This window comes from Achromobacter sp. 1L-A-4-B-C2, from assembly GCF_057291955.1.
Genome location: NZ_JBXAWP010000001.1, coordinates 1,042,316 through 1,062,240 on the forward strand (window position 1 = coordinate 1,042,316; position 19,925 = coordinate 1,062,240).

General features: G+C 66.0%; 18 protein-coding genes. 9 read left to right on the top strand and 9 right to left on the bottom strand.

The annotated features are described in order from the left end of the window. The first annotated feature begins 1 nt into the window (after position 1). Positions 2 to 2,881, top strand: coding sequence for a WG repeat-containing protein (locus AC0Z35_RS04760; protein WP_485131215.1), 2,880 nt, complete (start codon positions 2 to 4; stop codon positions 2,879 to 2,881). Positions 2,882 to 2,981: 100 nt separating this feature from the next. On the opposite strand, the gene AC0Z35_RS04765 is transcribed toward AC0Z35_RS04760, so the two are convergent. Continuing rightward, complete coding sequence (locus AC0Z35_RS04765; protein ID WP_485131214.1) at positions 2,982 to 3,854, bottom strand: isocitrate lyase/PEP mutase family protein; 873 nt, start codon at positions 3,852 to 3,854, stop codon at positions 2,982 to 2,984. Positions 3,855 to 3,955: 101 nt separating this feature from the next. Here AC0Z35_RS04765 and AC0Z35_RS04770 point away from each other — a divergent pair, with 101 nt between their 5' ends. Further along, entirely contained in the window at positions 3,956 to 4,837 is an 882-nt protein-coding gene (locus AC0Z35_RS04770; RefSeq protein WP_046803325.1) for a LysR family transcriptional regulator, read from the top strand. A gap of 112 nt (positions 4,838 to 4,949) precedes the next feature. Here the strand turns inward: AC0Z35_RS04770 and AC0Z35_RS04775 are convergent, their stop codons facing one another. The 3 genes from AC0Z35_RS04775 to AC0Z35_RS04785 all read right to left on the bottom strand — a co-directional run bounded on the left by AC0Z35_RS04775 (position 4,950) and on the right by AC0Z35_RS04785 (position 7,210). Next, positions 4,950 to 5,765 (bottom strand): siderophore-interacting protein, encoded by an 816-nt coding sequence (locus tag AC0Z35_RS04775; RefSeq protein ID WP_485131213.1) that lies wholly within the window; start codon positions 5,763 to 5,765, stop codon positions 4,950 to 4,952. Between the two features lie 30 nt (positions 5,766 to 5,795). Further along, positions 5,796 to 6,500 (bottom strand): PadR family transcriptional regulator, encoded by a 705-nt coding sequence (locus tag AC0Z35_RS04780; RefSeq protein ID WP_485131212.1) that lies wholly within the window; start codon positions 6,498 to 6,500, stop codon positions 5,796 to 5,798. A 71-nt stretch (positions 6,501 to 6,571) separates the two neighbouring features. Further along, the gene (locus AC0Z35_RS04785) at positions 6,572 to 7,210 is read right to left on the bottom strand and encodes an MmyB family transcriptional regulator (RefSeq protein ID WP_413815420.1); all 639 of its coding nucleotides are present in this window, start codon (positions 7,208 to 7,210) and stop codon (positions 6,572 to 6,574) included. Positions 7,211 to 7,251: 41 nt separating this feature from the next. Here AC0Z35_RS04785 and AC0Z35_RS04790 point away from each other — a divergent pair, with 41 nt between their 5' ends. Beyond that, positions 7,252 to 7,641 carry a hypothetical protein gene (locus AC0Z35_RS04790; RefSeq protein WP_485131211.1) on the top strand — a complete coding sequence of 130 codons (390 nt, stop codon included), beginning with the start codon at positions 7,252 to 7,254 and terminating at the stop codon, positions 7,639 to 7,641. A 103-nt stretch (positions 7,642 to 7,744) separates the two neighbouring features. Here AC0Z35_RS04790 and proC read toward each other — a convergent pair whose 3' ends face one another. Continuing rightward, a complete protein-coding gene (gene proC / locus AC0Z35_RS04795) occupies positions 7,745 to 8,551 on the bottom strand; it encodes a pyrroline-5-carboxylate reductase (protein WP_485131210.1) in 807 nt (268 codons plus the stop codon). Positions 8,552 to 8,795: 244 nt separating this feature from the next. Here proC and AC0Z35_RS04800 point away from each other — a divergent pair, with 244 nt between their 5' ends. The 5 genes from AC0Z35_RS04800 to dapA all read left to right on the top strand — a co-directional run bounded on the left by AC0Z35_RS04800 (position 8,796) and on the right by dapA (position 15,264). Next, complete coding sequence (locus tag AC0Z35_RS04800; RefSeq protein WP_485131209.1) at positions 8,796 to 10,262, top strand: FAD-binding oxidoreductase; 1,467 nt, start codon at positions 8,796 to 8,798, stop codon at positions 10,260 to 10,262. Between the two features lie 49 nt (positions 10,263 to 10,311). Then, positions 10,312 to 11,394: an ABC transporter substrate-binding protein gene (locus AC0Z35_RS04805; RefSeq protein WP_046803319.1), complete on the top strand. Its 1,083-nt coding sequence runs from the start codon at positions 10,312 to 10,314 to the stop codon at positions 11,392 to 11,394. A gap of 61 nt (positions 11,395 to 11,455) precedes the next feature. Continuing rightward, positions 11,456 to 12,535 (top strand): ABC transporter ATP-binding protein, encoded by a 1,080-nt coding sequence (locus AC0Z35_RS04810; protein WP_046803362.1) that lies wholly within the window; start codon positions 11,456 to 11,458, stop codon positions 12,533 to 12,535. A gap of 4 nt (positions 12,536 to 12,539) precedes the next feature. Then, a complete protein-coding gene (locus AC0Z35_RS04815; protein ID WP_046803318.1) occupies positions 12,540 to 14,315 on the top strand; it encodes an ABC transporter permease subunit in 1,776 nt (591 codons plus the stop codon). 43 nt (positions 14,316 to 14,358) lie between these two features. After that, entirely contained in the window at positions 14,359 to 15,264 is a 906-nt protein-coding gene (dapA, locus tag AC0Z35_RS04820; protein WP_485131208.1) for a 4-hydroxy-tetrahydrodipicolinate synthase, read from the top strand. 6 nt (positions 15,265 to 15,270) lie between these two features. Here the strand turns inward: dapA and AC0Z35_RS04825 are convergent, their stop codons facing one another. Beyond that, a complete protein-coding gene (locus AC0Z35_RS04825; RefSeq protein ID WP_046803316.1) occupies positions 15,271 to 16,101 on the bottom strand; it encodes an IclR family transcriptional regulator in 831 nt (276 codons plus the stop codon). A gap of 32 nt (positions 16,102 to 16,133) precedes the next feature. Between AC0Z35_RS04825 and AC0Z35_RS04830 the strand changes: the two genes are divergently transcribed. Further along, entirely contained in the window at positions 16,134 to 16,292 is a 159-nt protein-coding gene (locus AC0Z35_RS04830; protein ID WP_485131207.1) for a hypothetical protein, read from the top strand. Between the two features lie 32 nt (positions 16,293 to 16,324). Here AC0Z35_RS04830 and AC0Z35_RS04835 read toward each other — a convergent pair whose 3' ends face one another. The 3 genes from AC0Z35_RS04835 to AC0Z35_RS04845 form a co-directional block, all read right to left on the bottom strand. After that, positions 16,325 to 17,092, bottom strand: coding sequence for a phytanoyl-CoA dioxygenase family protein (locus AC0Z35_RS04835; RefSeq protein WP_485131206.1), 768 nt, complete (start codon positions 17,090 to 17,092; stop codon positions 16,325 to 16,327). A 116-nt stretch (positions 17,093 to 17,208) separates the two neighbouring features. Further along, positions 17,209 to 18,333 (bottom strand): AI-2E family transporter, encoded by a 1,125-nt coding sequence (locus AC0Z35_RS04840; RefSeq protein WP_046803314.1) that lies wholly within the window; start codon positions 18,331 to 18,333, stop codon positions 17,209 to 17,211. Between the two features lie 150 nt (positions 18,334 to 18,483). Further along, positions 18,484 to 19,566, bottom strand: coding sequence for a LysR family transcriptional regulator (locus tag AC0Z35_RS04845; RefSeq protein WP_120157104.1), 1,083 nt, complete (start codon positions 19,564 to 19,566; stop codon positions 18,484 to 18,486). Between the last annotated feature and the right edge of the window lie 359 nt (positions 19,567 to 19,925).

The window sequence follows — 19,925 nt, forward strand, 5'->3', positions numbered from 1 at the left end:
CATGACGTCACGCGTGATCCGCACCACCCGTATCGCCTTCGCGCTGGCCGCGCTGGGCGCATCCCTGTCCGCGCAGGCGCAGACGGGCCATGTGTTCTGCGTCGACGAAGCCCGCGCGCGCAACGACGCCGCCGTCGATGACATTTCCAATCACACGCCCTACACCAACGGCTGCATCCGCAATATGGCGGACGGACGCGCCGCCGTGCTGCTGCCGTCGGCGCTGGAACCCATGCGCCGCGTGCCGTCGGACGAGTCCCTGCGCCGCCATGCCTGGGGCTTTCTGGACCAGAACGGCCGGCTGGCGATCCGCCCGATTTTTGAATCCGTGCGCGACTTCCGCCACGGCCTGGCCGCCGTAAAGTGGCAGGGCAAATGGGGCTTCATCAACCCGCAAGGCCGCATGGCCGTGGCGCCGCGCTACGACAGCGTGGGCGACTTTGCCCAAATCGGCCTGGCCGTGGCCACGCTGGACGGCCGGCACCTGTTCATCAACCGCCAAGGCGAACCGGTCGGCGATCCGCTGGACGCGGGCATCGACAGCCTGGAGCTGGCTGACGGCCTGCCCGCGCGCGCGGCCGTGGCCTTCAAGCCGGAATACCGCTCGCCCACCGGCGAACGCCGCTTCGCCGCGCCCGGCGTGGCGGTCAAGCAAGCCTATGGCCCGGACCTGTACATCGCCACCGACGGCGAGTATCGCCAGGGCCTGGTGGACCGCGATTGGAACTGGGTGGTCGAGCCCGTGTACCACGACATTTCCACCGACCGCGACGGCAGGCTGGCCGTGGCCGATGGCCCCGACGGCGTGGTGCTGCTGGGTACGGACGGCAAGGTGATCGGCGCGGACCAGCACTACGAATCGATGGGCCCCGTGGGGCGCAAATTCTGGAGCGCGCAGCTGGCCGGTCGCAAGGGCTATGCGCTGCTGGACGCCGCCGGCCAGCTGGTCGCCACCCTGACCTCGGAGCAAGCGCATGCCTCGCAGCGCTTTCACGACACGATCGTGTACCCCTCGGGCGAGACGCTCATGGCGCTGGTGCCAGGCCAGGACAAGCCGCTGACGCTGGGCGCGGGCCTGTCGCCCAGCATCAATGAAGAAGGCTTCGTGCTGTTCAGAGGCGAGACGGGTGTGGGCCTGCTGACGCCCAAGGGCGCGTGGCTGCACGGCGAATCGGCGCCCGCATGGCTGGCGGATGCCGGCGACATGGAAGTCCGCCAGGGCCGCCTGTGGATCAAGAGCCAGGAACGCGCGCTGCTCAATATCGTGGACGCCGACGGACACGCGTTACTCAAGCCCGAAGCCGTAGAAGCCACGCAGAACATGGAATTGAAGGCACTGTCCGTCAACGTGCCGGGCGCGCCGTTGGGCATGCTGGGCCAGTCGCATTGCCAGTGCGGCCCGGCAGGCGCCGGCTTGCTGCTGGCCGACGGCAGCCTCGTCACCGATGCCGCGTGGACGAGCCTGACACCGCTGGACGCAGACGACGAGCGGGGCGGCGATGCGCCGCTCTTGGACGAGGGCCTCAAGGCAGATCAACTGCGCTACGCCGCGACCACCGCGGACGGCATCCGTCTGCTGGACGCGCAGGGGCGCGTGATGGACCTGCCGCCCCAGCAACACATCGGCGCCTTCAACAACGGCTACGCGCTGGTGTACGCCAAGGGCGTGAACAAGATGATCGATCGCGCGGGCAAGCAGTACGACCTGCCCGCCGGCGTGTTCGATTCACAGGTGGTGGCGCCGGGCGTCATGCGCTATGTGAAGACCGCCAGCGCCGATGCTCCGTGGGGCCTGTACGACTTTGTGGCGGGCAAGGAATTGGCCGCGCCGGCGTTCCAGGAGATCGGCGTGTTCCAGCACGGACAGGCCGGCGCGTCGCTGGGCGCGGGCCGCGTGGGCGTGATCGACCTGCAAGGCAAGTGGATCGTGCCCGCGCGTCATCATGGCGTCGAGCGCGTCAACGACAAGCTGTGGAAGGTGATGCAGGCCGGCGGCCAGGACGAGGACTACGCCCGTCCCGTTGCGCTGTTCAACGACCAGGGCCGCGCGCTGACGCCCTTTATCAGCCGGCTGCAAATCGGCCGTGCGCAAGACGGCAGCGTGACGGCCGACAGCGATCAGCGCCGCTGGGTTTTTTCAGCCGATGGCACCCATGCGCTGGACCTGGAAGACGCGCTGTACACCCGGCTTGGCGACTGGCTGGAAATTCGCCGCGCGCCCCGCTATGGCTATCTGAACGATCAAGGCCAATGGCAGATCGCGCCTCGCGCCGGCGTCACGTCGATCTTCCAGGGCGCGCCCGCGCGCGCGCTGGCCGCCGATGACAGCGGCACCCGGCTGATCGATACAGCGGGCAAGACGGTGGCGACACTGCCCGCCGGCGAATGGGATTGGCCGCAAGGCTCGCCGCTTTTGCTGCGGCACTACGAGGTCAATGGCCGGTTGCGCACCGACTATGTCGAACCCGGCGGCAAGACGCGGTTGACGGCCGAAGGCGCAACGTCCGCGTTTTCGGAAGGCCAGGCGGTGTCGCTGCTGTCCACGCGGGCGATGCGTGCGCTGGACGCCAAGGGCGCGCTTACCGGCCCGGCATTCAACGCGTTGGGCACGCTGCGGGACGGCCTGGCCCCGGCCCTGGCCGATATGAACTTCGGCTTTGTCGACCGCCACGGCGAATTCGTGATCGCGCCCGACTACAGCGCGGTGACGCCGTTCCTGAACCAGCGCGCGGTGGTGTCCACGACCGACGCGTCGGAAATCATCGACCCGGCCGGCCGCGCGCTGGCCCGCGTGCAGATGGTGTGCGGCGTGCGCACGCTGTACGGCAGCGCGGGGCAACGCTTGTGGCCGAACACGATGCCGGCGCGCTGCGACCGTTAGACCGTCAGACCGTTAGACCGGACCGTTAGACCGTTAGACCGTTAGGGCTGGAGCCCCACGCCTTGGCCCGCAGGCGGTCGGCGGCGCGGGCGTTGGACGCTTACTGCGCGTCCAACGCCAGATAACGCGCGGTCTGCACGATGGCCTCGCGTTCCTTGAAGCTGGTCAGGCGATCGGCCAGCGCGCTGCTGTCGCCCGTTTGCTTGATGGCCGCCAGCGTGGCCTGCATGGCGTGGATGGCCGCGCGTTGCAAGTCCGACGGAATGATGGCCAGGCGATAACCCATCGCCGCCAGATCGGGCAACGGCACCAGCGGCGTCTTGCCACCGTAGAACATGTTGATGAGCTTCAGGCCGGGCAGGCGGTCGGCAATGGCGCGGATCTGCGCCAGCGTTTCGGGCGCTTCCACGAAGATCATGTCAGCCCCGGCTTTCAGGTAGCGCTCGGCGCGCGCGATCGCGGCATCAAACCCTTCCACCGCGATGGCGTCCGTGCGCGCAATCACCAGCGTGTCGGCGTCGCTCAAGGTCTGCCGGGCAATGTGCACCTTGCGGCACATCTCGTCGGCGTCCACCAGGCTTTTGTCGTCCAGGTGCCCGCAACGCTTGGGAAACGACTGGTCTTCGATATGAAACGCGGCCACGCCCGCGCGCTCCATGATGCGCACGGTGCGCTCCACATTCGCGGACCCGCCAAAGCCGGTGTCCGCGTCCGCCACCACCGGCAGCCCGCTAGCGTCGACGATCTTTTCCACGCGGTCCATCACTTCTGTAAAGCTCAGCAGGCCGATGTCCGGATATCCCGCCGCGCGGGCGATGGCGCCCCCGCTGGCATACACGGCGCCAAAGCCCGCTGCGGCGACCAGCCGCGCCGAGAGGCCGTCGTAGGCGCCGGGCGCGACCACAATGTCGTCGGCCAGTTGCTGGCGCAGCAGGGCGCCGGGTGTCAGGCAGGGGGTCGCGGAGCGCGTCATGGAAATCCTTGATCGGTGGGGCAATGTCCGCATGATCGGCCTGCGCCATTAGAATGTCCAATATATGGAATGTTGATAATCAGTACATAAAAGGTATCGATATGGAATTGCGCCATCTGCGTTATTTCGTGGTGACGGCCGAGGCGCAGCACTTCACCCGCGCCGCTGAAATACTGGGCATGGCGCAGCCGCCGTTAAGCCAGCAGATCCGCCAGCTGGAACACGAGGTCGGCACGCCGCTGTTTGACCGCACGGGGCGCGGCGTGGTGTTGAACGACGCGGGTCGCGCCTTTCTTACCTGCGCGCAAGACATTCTGCGGCGCACCGACGCGGCGGTGCAGACGGCCCAACGCGCCGCGCGGGGCGAGGTCGGGGAATTGGCCTTGGGGTTTACCGAGTCGGCGTCGTTCAACGGCGTGGTGACGGAAGTAATACGCCAGTATCGCCAGCGCTATCCCGACGTGGACATGACGCTATCGCAAGGCGATAGCGAAACGCTGGTGGCGCAGCTGCGCGAAGGCGCGATCGATGCCGCGTTCGTGCGGCCGCCGTTTGCGCTTGATGGTGGGCTTGCGTTCACGCAGCTGACCGAAGAACCGCTGGTGGTGGCCTTGCCATTGGGGCATGCGCTGGCACGCCGCAAGCGGCTGGCGCCGAAGGATCTGGCGCAGGAACGCTTCATCCTGTATTCCCGCAAATCGGGCTATGGGCTTAGCGCGGACATCATGGCGGCGTGCCGCCAGCATGGCTTGAATCCGTTGATTGGCCAACGCGCGCCGCAGCTGTCATCGGCGGTGAATTTGGTGGCGGCGGGCATGGGCGTGGCTGTGGTGCCGGCATCGTTGCGCCACCTGCGCCCGGACGGCGTGGTGTATCGCCCCTTTGCCCTGGACTGGCCGCGCGCGGTGCTGGGGCTGGCGGTGCGTGAAGACCGGCCAGGAGGACGCGTGGAGAACCTGCTGCGTCTGGCGCGCGAGGCGTAAGGGACGATGCCGGGCGTCGGATGCGTGACGCCCGATGCGTGATGCCCGATACCTTAAGGGAAGGCGTCGTGGCGGCGACGTTAACGCGCCCGCCCCCCACGCCACGCAGCAATCAGTCTTCGTGCGACTCGTGCACCGCGACCGCGCCACGCTTCCAATAACTCGCGGCACGGATGCGGGATTTGTCGATGGCGTGTTGCGACACCATGATCTCGCGCACGGCCTTGGCCACGGCGGACTCGGCGGCCACCCACACATAGCCCTCGCCCGCCGGCAACGCCAGTTCGCGCGCCGCTTGCAATAGCAGCGTGCTGTATCCCGCCGCCGTGCCGTTGCGGTGCAGCCACCGCACCGACGTTTTCGCGGCCGAGGCCAACGGCATTTCGTTATCGGGCGACGGCACTTCGATCAACACGATCGCTTCGGCCCCGGCCGGCAGTTCTTCCAGGCGGCGGGCGATGGCGGGCAGCGCGGTTTCGTCGCCAATCAGCACATGCCAGTCGAACCCCTTGGGCACCACGAACGACCCACGCGGGCCGCCGATACCCAGCTGCTGCCCGGGCTGCACCTGTGCCGCCCAGGTGCACGCCGGCCCATCGCCGTGCAGCACGAATTCAATCTCCAGCTCGCGGCGCGCGGCGTCGAAACGGCGCGGCGTGTAATCCCGCGCGGCGGGCTTGGGCGCGCCTTCGGGAAACTTCACGCCATCAGGCCCCACGCTGGGCAAGGCAGGCGCTTGCGTCGGGTCGGCCGGAAAGAACAGTTTGACGTGGTCGTCGAATGACGCCGAGACAAAGTCTTGCAGGTCATCGCCGGTGAACGTGACGCGGGCCAACAGACCGGCCACGGGTTCGACGCGCACGACGGTCAGGACGCGCATTTTCAGCGTGTGGCGCACGCGCTCCACGGTCAGGTCGCTACGGTTCATCAACACTCCAGATTCGGGAAAAGGACAAGATCAAGCACAGGGCTTGCCGTTGATCTCGTCGGTGGCGCGCGCCAGGATGGCGGCGATGCGGCGTTGCTCGGCGGGCGAGGCATCGGTGCGCTCCATCAGCGCGCGGCGCATCGCGTGGCGCGCCTCTACAAATTCCGGCACCCAACCGGTGCGCGCGTCCTCGCCTTCCGGGCCCACGCTGCGCGGCTCGCCGCTCCAGGCCTGGCGCATCCAATCCATTTTTTTGGCGATGTGCTTGAAGCGGTTGAACATCAGCGCGACGCGCTCACGGTTGGCATCCAGATGCGCCTTGCCGGCGTCCGCCAGGTGGTAGCGCTTCTTCGCCCCGTCTTGCTCGACGGTGGCGTAGCCCAGCTCTTCCAGGTAGGTCAGCGCCGGGTAGACCATGCCGGGGCTGGGCGTGTAGAAGCCGTTGCTCAGCGCGCCGAACGCCTTGATCAGTTCGTAGCCGTGGCTGGGATTTTCTTCAAGCAGGCCCAGCAGCATCAGTTGCAGATCGTCGGCCGACACGCGGCGGCCGCGTGTGAAACCACGGCCATCGCCGCCGAACCCATCGGCGTCGCCCCGCCCGTCATCTGGCGGGCCGGAAAACCAATCGCCGCGCGAGGCGGCGTGGTGCGAGGGGTGGTGGTGGTGCTTGGGATGGTGATGATGGCGGCGGTGATGGCCACCGTTGTCGGGTGTCTGAAAGTCGGGATGGCGCATGGAATGCCTCTTACGATGTATCTTAAGATATAGATCTTACGATACATCCGAGAAATCCCCGCCGTCAACTTCTACGTTGCGTGGCGTGTCTTCAACCATAGTGCGAACGGCTCCGCCTTTGGCTCTTCAGGCGCCGCCGCATAGACCACCAAGCGCAGATGGCGGCTTTCATCCACGGTCAGCGTGGTGTGCTCGAAGGCGATGTCGCCCAGCGATTCGATATGCAGCCGGCGCTGGCCCATGCAGGCGCCGTGCACATCGTGCTCGCGCCACCACGCGTTGAAGTCCGGCGATACGGCTTGCAGTTCGTCGACCAGTTCGGCGATGTCGGGCACCCCCGTTGCACTGGCAAAGTCGCGACGAAACGTGGACAGCATTGCGGGCGCCTGCGCCGGCCAGTCCGAGAACAAGCGTCGCATCGCGGGCACGACGAACAACATCCACAACAAGTTGCGCCGCCCCGTGGGCTGCGCCGAGAAATCGAACACGCGGTCCGCGGCGGCGTTCCACATCACCACGTCCCAGCGCAGGTTCAGGATGTACGCGGGGCGGGTCGGCAGGTCGTCCATCAGCCGTCGCACCTGCGGCGGCACCGTGCACCACGTGCGGCCGGCTTCGGCGGGCGGGCGCTGATGGGCAAGCAGGTACAGGTGGCGGCGTTCGGCGGCATCCAGCTTCAGCACGCGTTGCGGGGCGGGAGATAGGGTCATGCTGCCCCGACACCCGCGCGTTGGGTCCAGTGGGACTGGGCGTGCTGCTGTCAGGCGGCTTTATCACGACCTTCGCGTGCGGGGCCGCGTCCATTGCGGTGCTGCTGGCGATCGCGCGCATGCAACGCAGCGTCAAGGCGCGCGGCGGCGCGCCGCTGCTGGACATGGCCTTGATCGCGCAGCCGGGCTTTGCGGCCGGATGCCTGCTGGTGATGCTGGTGTTCTCCACCGCCAGCGCCATGTTTCTTTGCTACGCGTTGTTGGTCCAAACCGGCTTCGGGCTGGACGCGTTGACGGCGGGCCTGATCTTCGCGCCGGCCAGCGTGGGCTTCGTTGCGGGGTCGATGGCCGCGCCGCGCCTGGTGAACCGCTTTGGCACGCCGGCCATTGCTGTTGCGGCCTTGCTGTACGGCGGGCCACCGCGGCCTTGATGGCGAAGGTGGACATGGCCGGCGCGGCGCTGTCGCCGTGGTCGCGGGTGCCTGCGCTGGTGTGGCTGGGGCGACACCGCGACACGGCCTCACTGGGCTGAGATCAGCCCGCCGACAGTTCCCGTGCGCGCTTTTCCGCCTTGTGCACCGCCGCGCCGATGGCCTCGGCCACGCCGGCTTCGCGCAAGTGCGTCAGGGCCGCATAGGTGGTGCCGCCCTTGGATGTGACGCGATCCTGCAATTCCGTCAGGGGCACGTCTTCGCTTGCCGCCAGGCCTGCCGCGCCGCGAAAGGTGGCGACCGCCAGGCGGCGCGCGTCTGCCTCGGAAAAGCCCAGCTCGACCGCGCCCTTTTGCAGCGCCGCCATGAAGTAAAAGACATAGCCCGGGCCGCTGCCCGTCACGGCGGTGACAGCGTCGATCATGCCTTCGGTGTCGGTCCAGATGCGCTCGCCCACGGCGGCAAACAGGGCGTCGACGCGGTCGCGCTCGGCGGCGCCGCACGCCGCCGTGGCGTACAACCCCGTCATGCCCAGCCCCACCTTGGCCGGCGTGTTGGGCATGGCGCGCACAATGCGCGCGTGGCCGCCCAGCCAGTCCGACAGCGAGGCCAGGTCCACGCCCGCCGCGATGCTGACGACCGTGGCGCTGGCGGGCAGATATTCCCGCACCTGGGCGCAGGCGTCCTGCAAGCCTTGCGGCTTGGTCGCCAGCACGCACAGCGCGGCGTCAGCGACGGCCGGTCCCACGCTTTCCTGGCAGGCCAGTCCCCGCGCCCGCAAGGCCTCTCGCGTGGGCGCGTAAGGCTCGATCACCAGGAAGTTGGCCTGCTCACGGCCTTGTCCTAGCAGGCCGTCGATGATGGCGGAGGCCATGTTGCCGCCTCCGATAAAAACGATCTTTTCGCGCATGGGAATTCAGTTCCAAAGAGGCAGGGAAGGCGATGCAGACAGACCGCATATCGCACAATACGATTGTATTTCGCTCGTTTAGCGGGCGACAAGCCGTATGTTCCCCACCCGCCTCGACTAGGACATACCCTAAATTCGATTGATATACGATTAATCAAATCGAAAAGCGATTTAAGTGATCGTATGCTGTGCCTCAATGCGCTCGGGTTCGTGTGATCCCCGAGCTTCATTCGGGACCACAGACATGACCAACGGCATCACCCTGCTAGACGCGTTGACCCAGGCCTTGGGCGCGGACGCCATCCTTCATTCCGACACCGACATGGCCGGCTATACCGAAGACTGGCGCGGCCGGTACAAGGGCCCCGCACTGTGCGTCGCCCTGCCCGGCAACACGCAGCAGGTGGCCGACATTGTGCGGCTATGCAACGCCCATGCCACGCCCGTGCTGCCGCAGGGCGGCAACACCAGCCTGTGCGGCGGCGCGGTGCCGGATGCCAGCGGTACGCCGCCCGTCATCGTGAACCTGGCGCGCATGCGCCGGGTGCGCCGGGTGGATGCCGCCAACAATTCCATGGAAGTAGAAGCCGGCTGCGTACTGGCCACGGTGCAGGATGCAGCGGCCGCCGAGGGCCGCTTGTACCCCATCAGCCTGGGCGCGGAAGGCTCGTGCCAGATCGGCGGCACCATCGCCACCAACGCGGGCGGCACGGGCGTACTGCGCTACGGCAACACGCGGGACAACATCCTGGGCCTGGAAGTGGTGCTGCCCGACGGCGCCATCTGGAACGGCCTGACCGCGCTACGCAAGAACAATACCGGCTTTGATCTGAAGCACCTGTTCATCGGCGCCGAAGGCACCCTGGGCATCGTCACTGCCGCCGTGCTCAAGCTGCATCCGCTGCCCACCCGCCACGCCGTGGCCTGGCTGGCGCCAGACAGCCCGCAAGCCGCGCTGGAAATCCTGGGCATGTTCCAGCGCGCCTGCGGTTCGCGCCTGTCGGCCTTTGAAATGATCGACAGCAATCAGCTGGACATCGTGATGGCGCATGTACCGGGCCGCAAGAACCCGCTGGGCGACGCGCACCCGTGGCATGTGCTGGTGGAACTGTCCGACACGGGCAGCGGCGACGAACTGCAAGCGCTGTTGCAGCAGACACTGGAACACGCGTCCGAACAGGGCCTGCTGCACGACGCCGTGCTGGCCAGCAACGACAGCCAGCGCGCCGCGCTTTGGGAAGTGCGCCACAGCGTGTCCGAAGGCAATAAGAAGGCCGGCGTGGGCCTGACCACGGACAGCGCCGTACCCGTGTCCAGCGTGCCGCGCTTCATCGACGAAGCCACCGCCGCCGTGCGCCGCCTGGTACCCGACCTGCCGGTGCTGATCGTGGCCCACCTGGGCGACGGCAACGTGCACTTCATACCCTTCTTCACCTTCGACGCCTGGAACGCCCTGCCCGACCGCGACGCGATGGCCGCCGATATCCGCCGCGCGGTCAACGATGTGGCCGATGCGCTGGGTGGCACCTTCAGCGCCGAACACGGCGTGGGCCGCACGTCGCTGGCCGAAATGGCGCACTACAAGTCCCCCGTTGAACTGGCGATGATGCGCGCGCTGAAGGCCACCTTCGACCCCGCCAACCTGTTCAACCCCGGCCGCTTGCTGCCCCGCATGGATCGAACCGCCCGCCTTCGACCCCCCGTCTTTTGAATCCCCACCCTTGATCCGCAGTCCCTGACCCGACCCGCAGGAGTCTTCCATGAAAACGATCCCCCACAACGCCTCGCGCCGCGCCGCGCTGAAAACCGTGGCCGCCGGCGCCGCCGCGCTGGCCATGCCCATGATCTGGACGCCGTCGCGCGCCGCCTCCAAGCGCATCGTCGTGCGCGATGACGGCGGCATCTACAGCAAGGCCTATGGCGCCGTGTTCTACAAGCCGTTCTCGGAAGCCACCGGCATCCAGGTGGTGGGCGTGCAGGCCAACGCCGAACCGACCGCGCAGATCCGCAGCATGGTCGACACCGGCAACTACACCTGGGACATGGCCAAGATCAGCCAGCCCGCCATCCTGATGCTGACCGAAGGCGGCAAGGTCTATCTGGAAAAGCACGGTCTGGAATCCGACCCGGTCGTGGCCACCATCCCGCCGCAATACATGTCGCCCTACGGCGTGGGCAACAACGTCTACACCACCGTGCTGGCGTACCGTACCGACGCCTTCAAGGGCCGCCGCGCGCCCGCGTCGTGGGCCGACTTCTGGAACGTCAAAGACATCCCCGGCCGCCGTGGCCTGCGCAAGCATCCCTTCGACACCATCGAAGAAGCGCTGATGGCCGACGGCGTGCCAACCGACAAGGTCTACCCCTGCGACATCGACCGCGCGCTGGCCAGCCTGGACAAGGTCAAGCCCTCGGTGGACGTGTGGTGGAACACGGGCGCGCAGGTCGAACAGATGCTGGGCTCGGGCGAAGTCGACATGATCGCCACGTGGGTATCGCGCGCGCAATCGGCCATCGCCAACGGCGCGCCGGTGCAGATCGTGTGGGACCAGAACATCTGGGGTTGCGACAACTGGTCCATCCTGAAAGGCACGCCCAACGCCGACGCCTGCCGCGAGTTCATCAAGTTTGCGTCGGACCCGAAGCGCCAGGCAGCGCTGGTCGAATACTTTGCCGCCGGCGTCACGCAGCCCGCCGCCTTTGACCACATCAAGGCCGACGTGGCGCGCAACTGCCCGACCCACCCCGACAACATCAAGACCGGCCTGCACATCAACGCCGCGTACTGGCTGGACAAGCAGCGCGACGTGCTTGAACGCTTCAACGGCTGGGTCCTTAAATAAGCCATCGGCCGCGCGCCACCGCCGTGGCGCGCGCCGCGCGAAATCTAATGTGCTGAACACCATGTCTTCTTCCAATCTGCAAATCTCGGGCCTGGGCAAACGCTATGGCGATTTCGTCGCGTTGGCGCCCACGCACCTGGACGTCGCTCGCGGCGAATTCCTGACCCTGCTGGGCCCCTCCGGGTCCGGCAAGACCACCTTATTGAGCCTGATCGCCGGCCTGGCGCAGCCCGACGAGGGCCGCGTGCTGATCGACGGCGCCGACGTCACGTACGGCGCGCCCTACGAGCGCGACATCGGCATGGTGTTCCAGAACTACGCGCTGTTTCCGCACATGAGCATCGAAGAGAACATTGCGTTTCCCTTGAAGATGCGCAAGGTGCCGGCAGCCGAAGCGCGCCGCCGCGCGCACGAAGCGCTGGACATGGTGCGCCTGCCGCACGTAGCCACGCGCCTGCCGCGCGAACTGTCCGGCGGCCAGCAGCAGCGCATCGCGCTGGCGCGCTGCATGGTCTATCGACCCGCCATCATCCTGATGGACGAACCGCTGGGCGCGCTGGACAAGAAGCTGCGCGACCAGATGCAGCTGGAGATCAAACGCATCCACCGCGAACTGGGCACCACCATCGTGTACGTCACGCACGACCAGGAAGAAGCCATGACGATGTCCGACCGCATCTGCCTGATGAACGGCGGCGCGATCGAGCAGCTGGGCACGCCGGCCGATCTGTACTTCCGCCCCCGCACGCTTTTCGTGGCCGACTTCCTGGGCGAATCGAACCTGCTGCAAGGTGAAGTCACGGCGGTGGACGGCGACGTATTGAGCGTGACGCTGGCGCATCAGGGCGTTACCGGACAGGCGCTGTCCAACGGCGCCCCGATCAAGCCCGGCCAGAAAGTCACCGTGATGTTGCGCCCGCAAAACCTGCGCGTGGCCACGTCGGGCAGCGGCCTGACCGGCAAGCTGCTGGACGTGATGGTGACGGGCAGCCTGACCAAGCTGTACCTGGACCTGGGCGTGGCCGACGCCGCCCCCATCGTCGTGGCTTACCCCACGCAGCGCCAGGCCGAGCAATACGCCATCGGCCAGCCGCTGACCGTCAGCTGGCAAGCCGCCGACGCGGTGGCCATTGCGGAGTAAACGCATGACATCCCTTGCTACTCCCCGCAAGCGCATGAGCCCCGGCCGCCGCCATTTCCTGATGGCCGCCCCGCTGGTCGTGCTGCTGCTGGTGCTGCTGATCTATCCGGTGGGCCAGCTGCTGTTGTTAAGCGTTGTCGACGACAAGGGCTTCACGCTGGCGCAATATCACCGGCTGTTCGAGTCGTCGGTGTATGTGAACGTGCTGCTGATCACGTTGAAGATTTCGTTGTGGACCACGTTCTTCTCCGTCGTCGCGGGCTACCCGGTCGCCTATCTGATTTCCAGCCTGTCCGCCAAGCGCAAAACGTCGCTGCTGTTCTGGGTGCTGCTGTCGTTCTGGACCAGCTTCCTGGTGCGCACCTTTGCCTGGGTGGTGCTGCTGGGCCGCAACGGCGTGGTCAACCAGCTGCTGCAAGCGCTGGGCATCCTGGATGCGCCGGCCAACCTGCTCTACAACTTCGGCAGCGTGCTGGTGGGCATGGTGCATGCGCTGATGCCGCTGGCGGTGCTGACGATGCTGTCGGTAATGGAGAACATCGACCGCAACCTGCCGCGCGCCGCCTCCACCCTGGGCGCGCGCCCCGGCACGGCATTCTGGAAGATCTATTTCCCGCTGTCGATGCCCGGCGTGGCGGCCGCGGCCATCATGGTGTTCGTCACCGCCATCGGCTTTTTCATCACGCCCGCGCTGCTGGGCGGACGCAAGGAAACGATGATCACGCAGATCATCATTGACCAGGTGCAGCAGACCATGAACTGGGAGTTTGCCGGCGCGGTGTCGGTGTTGCTGCTGGTGGTGGTGCTGGTGGTGTTCGCCATCTATGACAAGGTGCTGGGCCTGTCGACCATGACGGGCGGCGCATCCACGCGCGTGCGGGCATCGGGCAAGGAAAGCCTGTCGCGCCGCGCGGGCGATGCGGTGTTGACGGTGCTGGCGAATGTGTCGGATGCCCTGTTCGCGCTGTTGCCCAAGCGGGTGCGGCGGTCGGTGTCGGGCACGGGTCAGTCACGCACGCTGTGGTGGATCGTGCTGGGCGTGCTGGCGTTTCTTAGTGCGCCGGCCTTCCTGATGATTCCGCTGTCGTTCGATTCCGGTTCGGGCCTGACGTGGCCGCCCAAGGGCTTTTCGCTGCAATGGTACGAGCAGATGTTCACGTCGCCCGTGTGGATGCAGGCCATCACCCGGTCGTTGATCGTGGGCGTGGGCACGGGTTTGCTGGCGATGCTGATTGGCACGCCCGCCGCCTTCCTGCTGGTGCGCGCGAACATGCGAGGCAAGTCGGCGATGCTGGCCTTCGTGCTGTCGCCCATCGTGGTGCCGCGCATGATCATCGCGGTGGGCATGTTCTATTTCTTTGCGCGCGTGGGGCTGGTGGGATCCACCATCGGCCTCATCCTGGCGCATACCGTGGTGGCCGTGCCCTACGTGGTGATCACCATGATGGCCGTGCTGCGCAACTACGACACGCGGCTGGACCTGGCGGCGCAAAGCCTGGGCGCCGGGCCGTGGGCCACGCTGCGCTTCGTGACGTTTCCGATTCTGGGCGCGGGGCTGATGTCGTCATTCCTGTTTGCCTTCGCCACATCGTTCGACGAACTCACGATTGCGCTGTTCGCCTCCGGCGGCCTGAACGCCACGCTGCCCAAGCAGTTCTGGGACGAGGTCACGCTACAGATTTCCCCGGTGATTGCCGCCGTCTCTACCTGCCTGTTCATTTTCATTGCCGCGCTGATCTGGCTGGCCGACCGGCTGCGCCGCCGCAGCCTGGCCAATTGAATCCGACGCCTCTGATTTAGATTTATTTTCCTGGATACACAACATGCTGAACGCAACCCAACTGCGCGGAGTTTTTCCCGCCATCCCCACGCCGGTCAACGCCGACGACACCATCAACGTACCCGCTGCCAAGGCGCTGGTTGCCTACCTGATGCAGCAGGGCATCGACGGCATCGTCCCGTTGGGCGGCACGGGCGAATACGGCGCGCTGCCCCGCGCCGAGCGCATCCGCATGTGCCAGTTGACGGTCGAGGCCGTAGCCGGCCGCGTGCCGGTGATTCCCGGCGTGCTGGACCCCGGCTATCACGACGCGCTGCAAGCGGGCCGCGAATTCGCCGAGGCCGGCGCCGATGCGCTGATGGTGCTGACGCCCTACTACACGACGCCAACGCAGGCCGGCATCCGCGACTACTTCCTGCGCTATGCGGATGCGTCGCCGCTGCCCGTGATGATCTACGAGATTCCGTACCGCACCCGCATCGCGATTGCGCCCGAGGTGCTGCATGAACTGTCGCGCCACCAGAACATCATCGGCATGAAGGCCTGCAACACGGACATGTACCACTTCCTGCGCACGGTGGCGGGCGTGGACGAATCGTTTGCGGTGTTCAGCGGCGAAGACACGCTGCTGCCGGTGCATCTGGCCGCCGGCGCGCGCGGCGGCATCGTGGTCACGGCTAGCTTGCTGCCGTCGGCCTGGCGCCAGGTCTACCAGCTGGCGTCGGAAGGCCGCACGCGGAAATCGATGGAACTGCATCGCCGCCTGATTCCGTTGATGGACCTGGCGTTTGCCGAGACCAACCCGGGCCCGATGAAGTCCGTCATGGACCTGATCGGCGTGAACGCGCCCGATGTGCTGGACCCGCTGGTGGCCCCGGCCGATGCGTTGCAGTCGGCCCTGCGTGAAACGCTCAAGCCGTTGCTGGCGGAATTCGAAGGGGTGAAGTAAGTCGGCCTATCTGGAATAGCCCGCGAATTTGGACTTTGAAATCGATGTGGCCGCCACCTGCACATGGGGCGCCAGTTCGGCTTCAACGCGGGCGACCGTCCAGCGCGTCGTGGGCACCGAAATATTGATGGCAGCCACGGCCAGGCCGCGATGGTCGGTGACCGGCGCGGCCACCGAGATATCGCCCAGCACCGTCTCGTTGACGATAATCGCGTAGCCCTTTTCGGCCACGCGCTGCACGCGGTCCATCAGCTTGTCAGGGTCCACTTCGGTGTAGGGCGTGATGGGGTCCAGCCGCGTGCGCGCCAGGATTTCACGGCGATGCTCGTCCGTCAGACGCGACAGGATCGCGGTGCCGGACGCCGTGAAGAACGCCGGCAGACGGCTGCCGACGGCGATGTCCACGTTGACCAGGTGATGGCCCGGAAAGCGCGCGACGAACACAATTTCGTGGCCGTCCAGTTCTTGCAGGTTAGTGGTTTCGCCCAGCGTGCGGCTAATGTCCAGCAGATAGGGCGAGGCCTTGTCGATCAGCTCGTTGGCGCGCACATAGTTGTACGAAAATTGCAGCACCTTGGGCGTCAGCCCGTAGTTGCGCGTGTCGGGAATGCGGCGCAGGTAGCCCAGCGTTTCCAGCGTGTAGACCAGGCGCTGCGTGGCGCTGCGGTCCAGGCCGGACGCGCGGGCGATGTCGGCCAGCGTCATGTGGCGGCGCGACCCGTCGAACGCGTGCAGCACCTGGAAGGCCTTTTCGGTGGACCCCACAAACAGCGATGACCGGGTTGCGCCGGGCGCCTGCGATTCTTGCGTGTCGTTGTCGATCTTTGTTTTGGGCACGGGAAACAGCCTGTTCAGTTCCGGGGATGGTCATGCAAGAAGAACGCGATGCGGGTTTTGCCGGCCCGGCATCGCGTATTCATCCAGACGTTCTGCGTACTGCGTTATGCGCACTGCATTGTGCGCACTGCTTACTGCGTACTGCGGTTGAAATAATTGTAGTTCAATTATTTATTGCAGATATCGATTGATTATCACCGCCCCAACGTCCGCCCCTTACCGCTTACCCAGCCAGCGGCACGTCCGGCTGCGACGCGGAACGCGTACCCGCGATGGGGTGGCAGGACGCCGGATGATAGGTGTGCACCAACGACAGCTTCACGCGGTCGCTGCGATTGCCTGGCGCGGCGTGCAGCGTGCGGCAATGGAAGAACACCACGTCGCCCGCCTCTAGCGTGGGGCTGACCGCCCGCGCGATCCAGTCGGCGTTTTGGGGTACGTTTTCGCGGAAGAACTTCTTCTCATCGAATTGTTCAGGCGCGAAAGACGCCGTGTGCGAACCGGGGATGAATGACAGACCACCATTGCCCGAACTTTCGGGCACCAGCGCCAGCCAACAGGACACCAAATCAGTATCGGAAAAAGACCAATAGCGGATGTCCTGATGCCAACCGGTCAGGCTGCCGTAGGCCGGGTGCTTGGTCATCACGCAGTTGTGATGCACGGTGGACAGCACAGCCGGTTCGCCGAAATAGCGCGCCAGCCATTGGCCGATGGCCGGGTCAGTGGCCCACTGCGCGAACAGCGGGTCGCGCGCATAGGCGTTCAACAGGCGGCGCACCGTCAAGCCGCCTTGCGTCTCGCGGGATGCCGGCGCGCCGGGATAGCGCAGGTCGGCTTCGTATTCGATGGGCGCTACATGGTCTTGCAAATGGCGCTCGGCCAGGGCGCGCAAAGCGGCTACCCGGTCCGGGTCCGCAAACTGGCGGGCCACCACAAAACCCTGCTGGCGCAGGACGGCAATTTGATCATCGTGCAGGAACCCGGACATCTCAATCCTCACACCCCGCGGCGGTTGCGAAGCGTCTGCGTGCGGGGCAGGCGCGTACCGGTCAGGCGCCGGTAAACGCGGGGATGGCTAGATTACCAAAGCGGGCGGGCTGCGCGTCAGGCAGTAGGTGTTTTTTCAACGCGCGGCGTCGCCGGCGGCAGCGGCGGGCGAGCCCGTTCAGCGTCGCGTTCCTGGACTTCGTGGTGCACCCATTCACGCCACACGGCCACCAGCAAGGCCATTAGCACCGGCCCGACGAACAGGCCCACGATGCCCATCGTCTTGACGCCGCCCACCAGGCCGAAGAACGTCGGCAGGAACGGCAGCTTGACCGGGCCGCCCACCAGGCGCGGGCGCAAGGTTTTGTCCACGATGAACAATTCCACGCTGCCCCAAACCATCAGCGCAATGCCCGCCACCACGTGGCCGGAACCGACCAGGTACAAGGACACCAGCGTGAACGACAGCGGCGCGCCGCCGGGGATCAAGGCCATGAAACCGGTCACCACGCCCAGCAACACGGGCGACGGCACGCCCGCTACCCAATAGGCGATGCCCAGCACCAGGCCTTCGCCCAGCGCGATCAGGCCCATGCCGGTAACGGTGGAATTGATAGTGGCAGGCACCACGCGGGAAAACCGCTGCCAGCGCGCAGGCAGAATGCGTTCGCCCAGCACGTCCAGCTGCGCCACCATCCGGATGCCGTCCTTGTAGACGAAGAACAGCGTGATCAGCATGAACAGCACGGTCAGGAGCAGCTGGAACACGTTGCCCGTCGCGGCCAGCACCATGCGGTAGATGTTGCCCAGGTGTTCGCCGCTGACGGCTTCAACCAGCGCGCCCAGCGCGTGGGGCTGGCCAATATACGATTCCCAATACTGGCCCAGGCGCTCGCCCAGCACGGGCATCGACGTAATCCAGTTCGGCACGGCCACGCCGTGGCGGTTGGCGGCTATGGCCCAGGCGAAAAAGGTGCTGGCTTCCTTGATGGCGTAGGACAAGGCCAACGACATCGGCACGATCAGCACCACGATGACCATGAGCAGCGCCAGCGACGCGGCCACGGCCGTGCGGCCGCCGCAGCGCACGACCAGGCGCTGGTACAAGGGCCAGCTGGCCAGGCCAATAATCAGGGCCGCAAGAGCAGGAACGAGAAAGCCGCTAAGGAAGTACACCCCGGCCAACAGCACGAGCAAAAGCAGCCAACGGGCCATCAAATAAGCGGGTAGAACAGGCTGCATAGCGCGGATCGACAGTAAGGGCGTTGTAGGCTTTGACTGTCGGACTATACAGACGTTTCAAGATATACGAGGGACGCAAGCCCTGTATTTACTACGGGGATTCCCGTGGTTTTTCGGCGTGGCACGCACCGGGCGCGCCACGCCGCACGCTTACAGCGCGTACTCGGCGGCCTCTTCGCGCGGGCTGCGGCGACGCGGCGGCGTCTGGGCCAACACCGGTTCGGCCAGCGGCTGGGCGGCGGGCGCCCCCATCGTCATGGCGCTGGGCATGCCCAGCTGACGCTGATACACGCCGCAGCTGGCGGCTGCCGGATCGGTTTCGTCGCGGCCGCTCAATAGTGGGCATCCGGCGAACAATTCAGCCACCCAGTCCGTAAACGCGCGTACCTTCGGCGACAGCTGGCGGCTTTGCGGATACAGCACGGAAATCGGCGTCGAGCTGGGCTTCCACTGCGGCAGAATTTCGATCAGCTCGCCCGATTGCAGGTGCGGCAGGGCCATGTAGCGGGCCACCTGGATCAGGCCGAAACCCTTCAGCCCGCAATCCAGATAGGCGCCGGCTTCGTTCACCGCTACCGTGCCCTTCATGTCCACTTCCTGGTGCTTGCCGTCCACCTTGAAGTCCCAGGCGCAGTTACGGCCCGTGCGGCTCATGAAGTAATGCACCGCGTGGTGATCGCGCAGCGACTCGATGGTTTGCGGCATGCCGTGGCGCGCCACGTAGGTGGGCGAGGCGCAGGTGACGGTCTGCAAGGTGCCGATGCGGCGCGCGACCAGGCTGGAATCTTCCAGTTCGCCTGCGCGAATCACGCAGTCGACGGCCTCTTGCACCATATCCACAGGCCGGTCGCCCAGGCCAAGCACCAGCTCGACGTCGGGGTATTTGTCGTGGAAATCACACAATGACGGGATCAGGATCAGGCGGCCGATGCAGGTTGGCACGTCAATGCGCAGCCGGCCCTTCAGGCGCAGCGCTGCTTCCTGGAAACAGGCCTCGGTTTCTTCGACGTCCGCCAGAATGCGCACGCAGTGCTGGTAATAGCCCGCGCCGTCCGGCGTCAGGCCGATACGGCGCGTGGTGCGATTCAGCAGTCGTACGCCCAAGAGGCGTTCGAGGTTCTGGATGATGGTGGTGACGGTGGTGCGCGGTAGCGAGAGGCTGTCGGCCGCCCGCGTGAAGCTGTTGGCGTCCACGACGCGCACAAACACCTGCATAGCCTGAAAACGGTCCATGGCGACGGTGTCCTTTTGGGCAAATAAGTCGGGGTGAACGGAGCATAACCCGATTTCGACGCCGATTAGTCATCCGTGTCGAACAGTGTTGCCGGATTAACTGTGTTTATCCGGCCCCACAAAACACTCAGAATGCGAACCATCTTGAAGTGCCCTTGCCTCCCGGCGACCCCACAGGGCATGTCAATCCTCAGCTTCCGTCCTCGCAGAGCGCCCCCCCGGCACTCTGACTTGGATCCGCAACCCTGATGGATGTTGCGTTGCAGCATAAGCATATACGCCTAGCCGCAACGGACGCTAAGGACTGACATGGCCAGACCCGCCGCAGCCGCCCCCGCCCCGGGCTCCAAGCAAGCGCG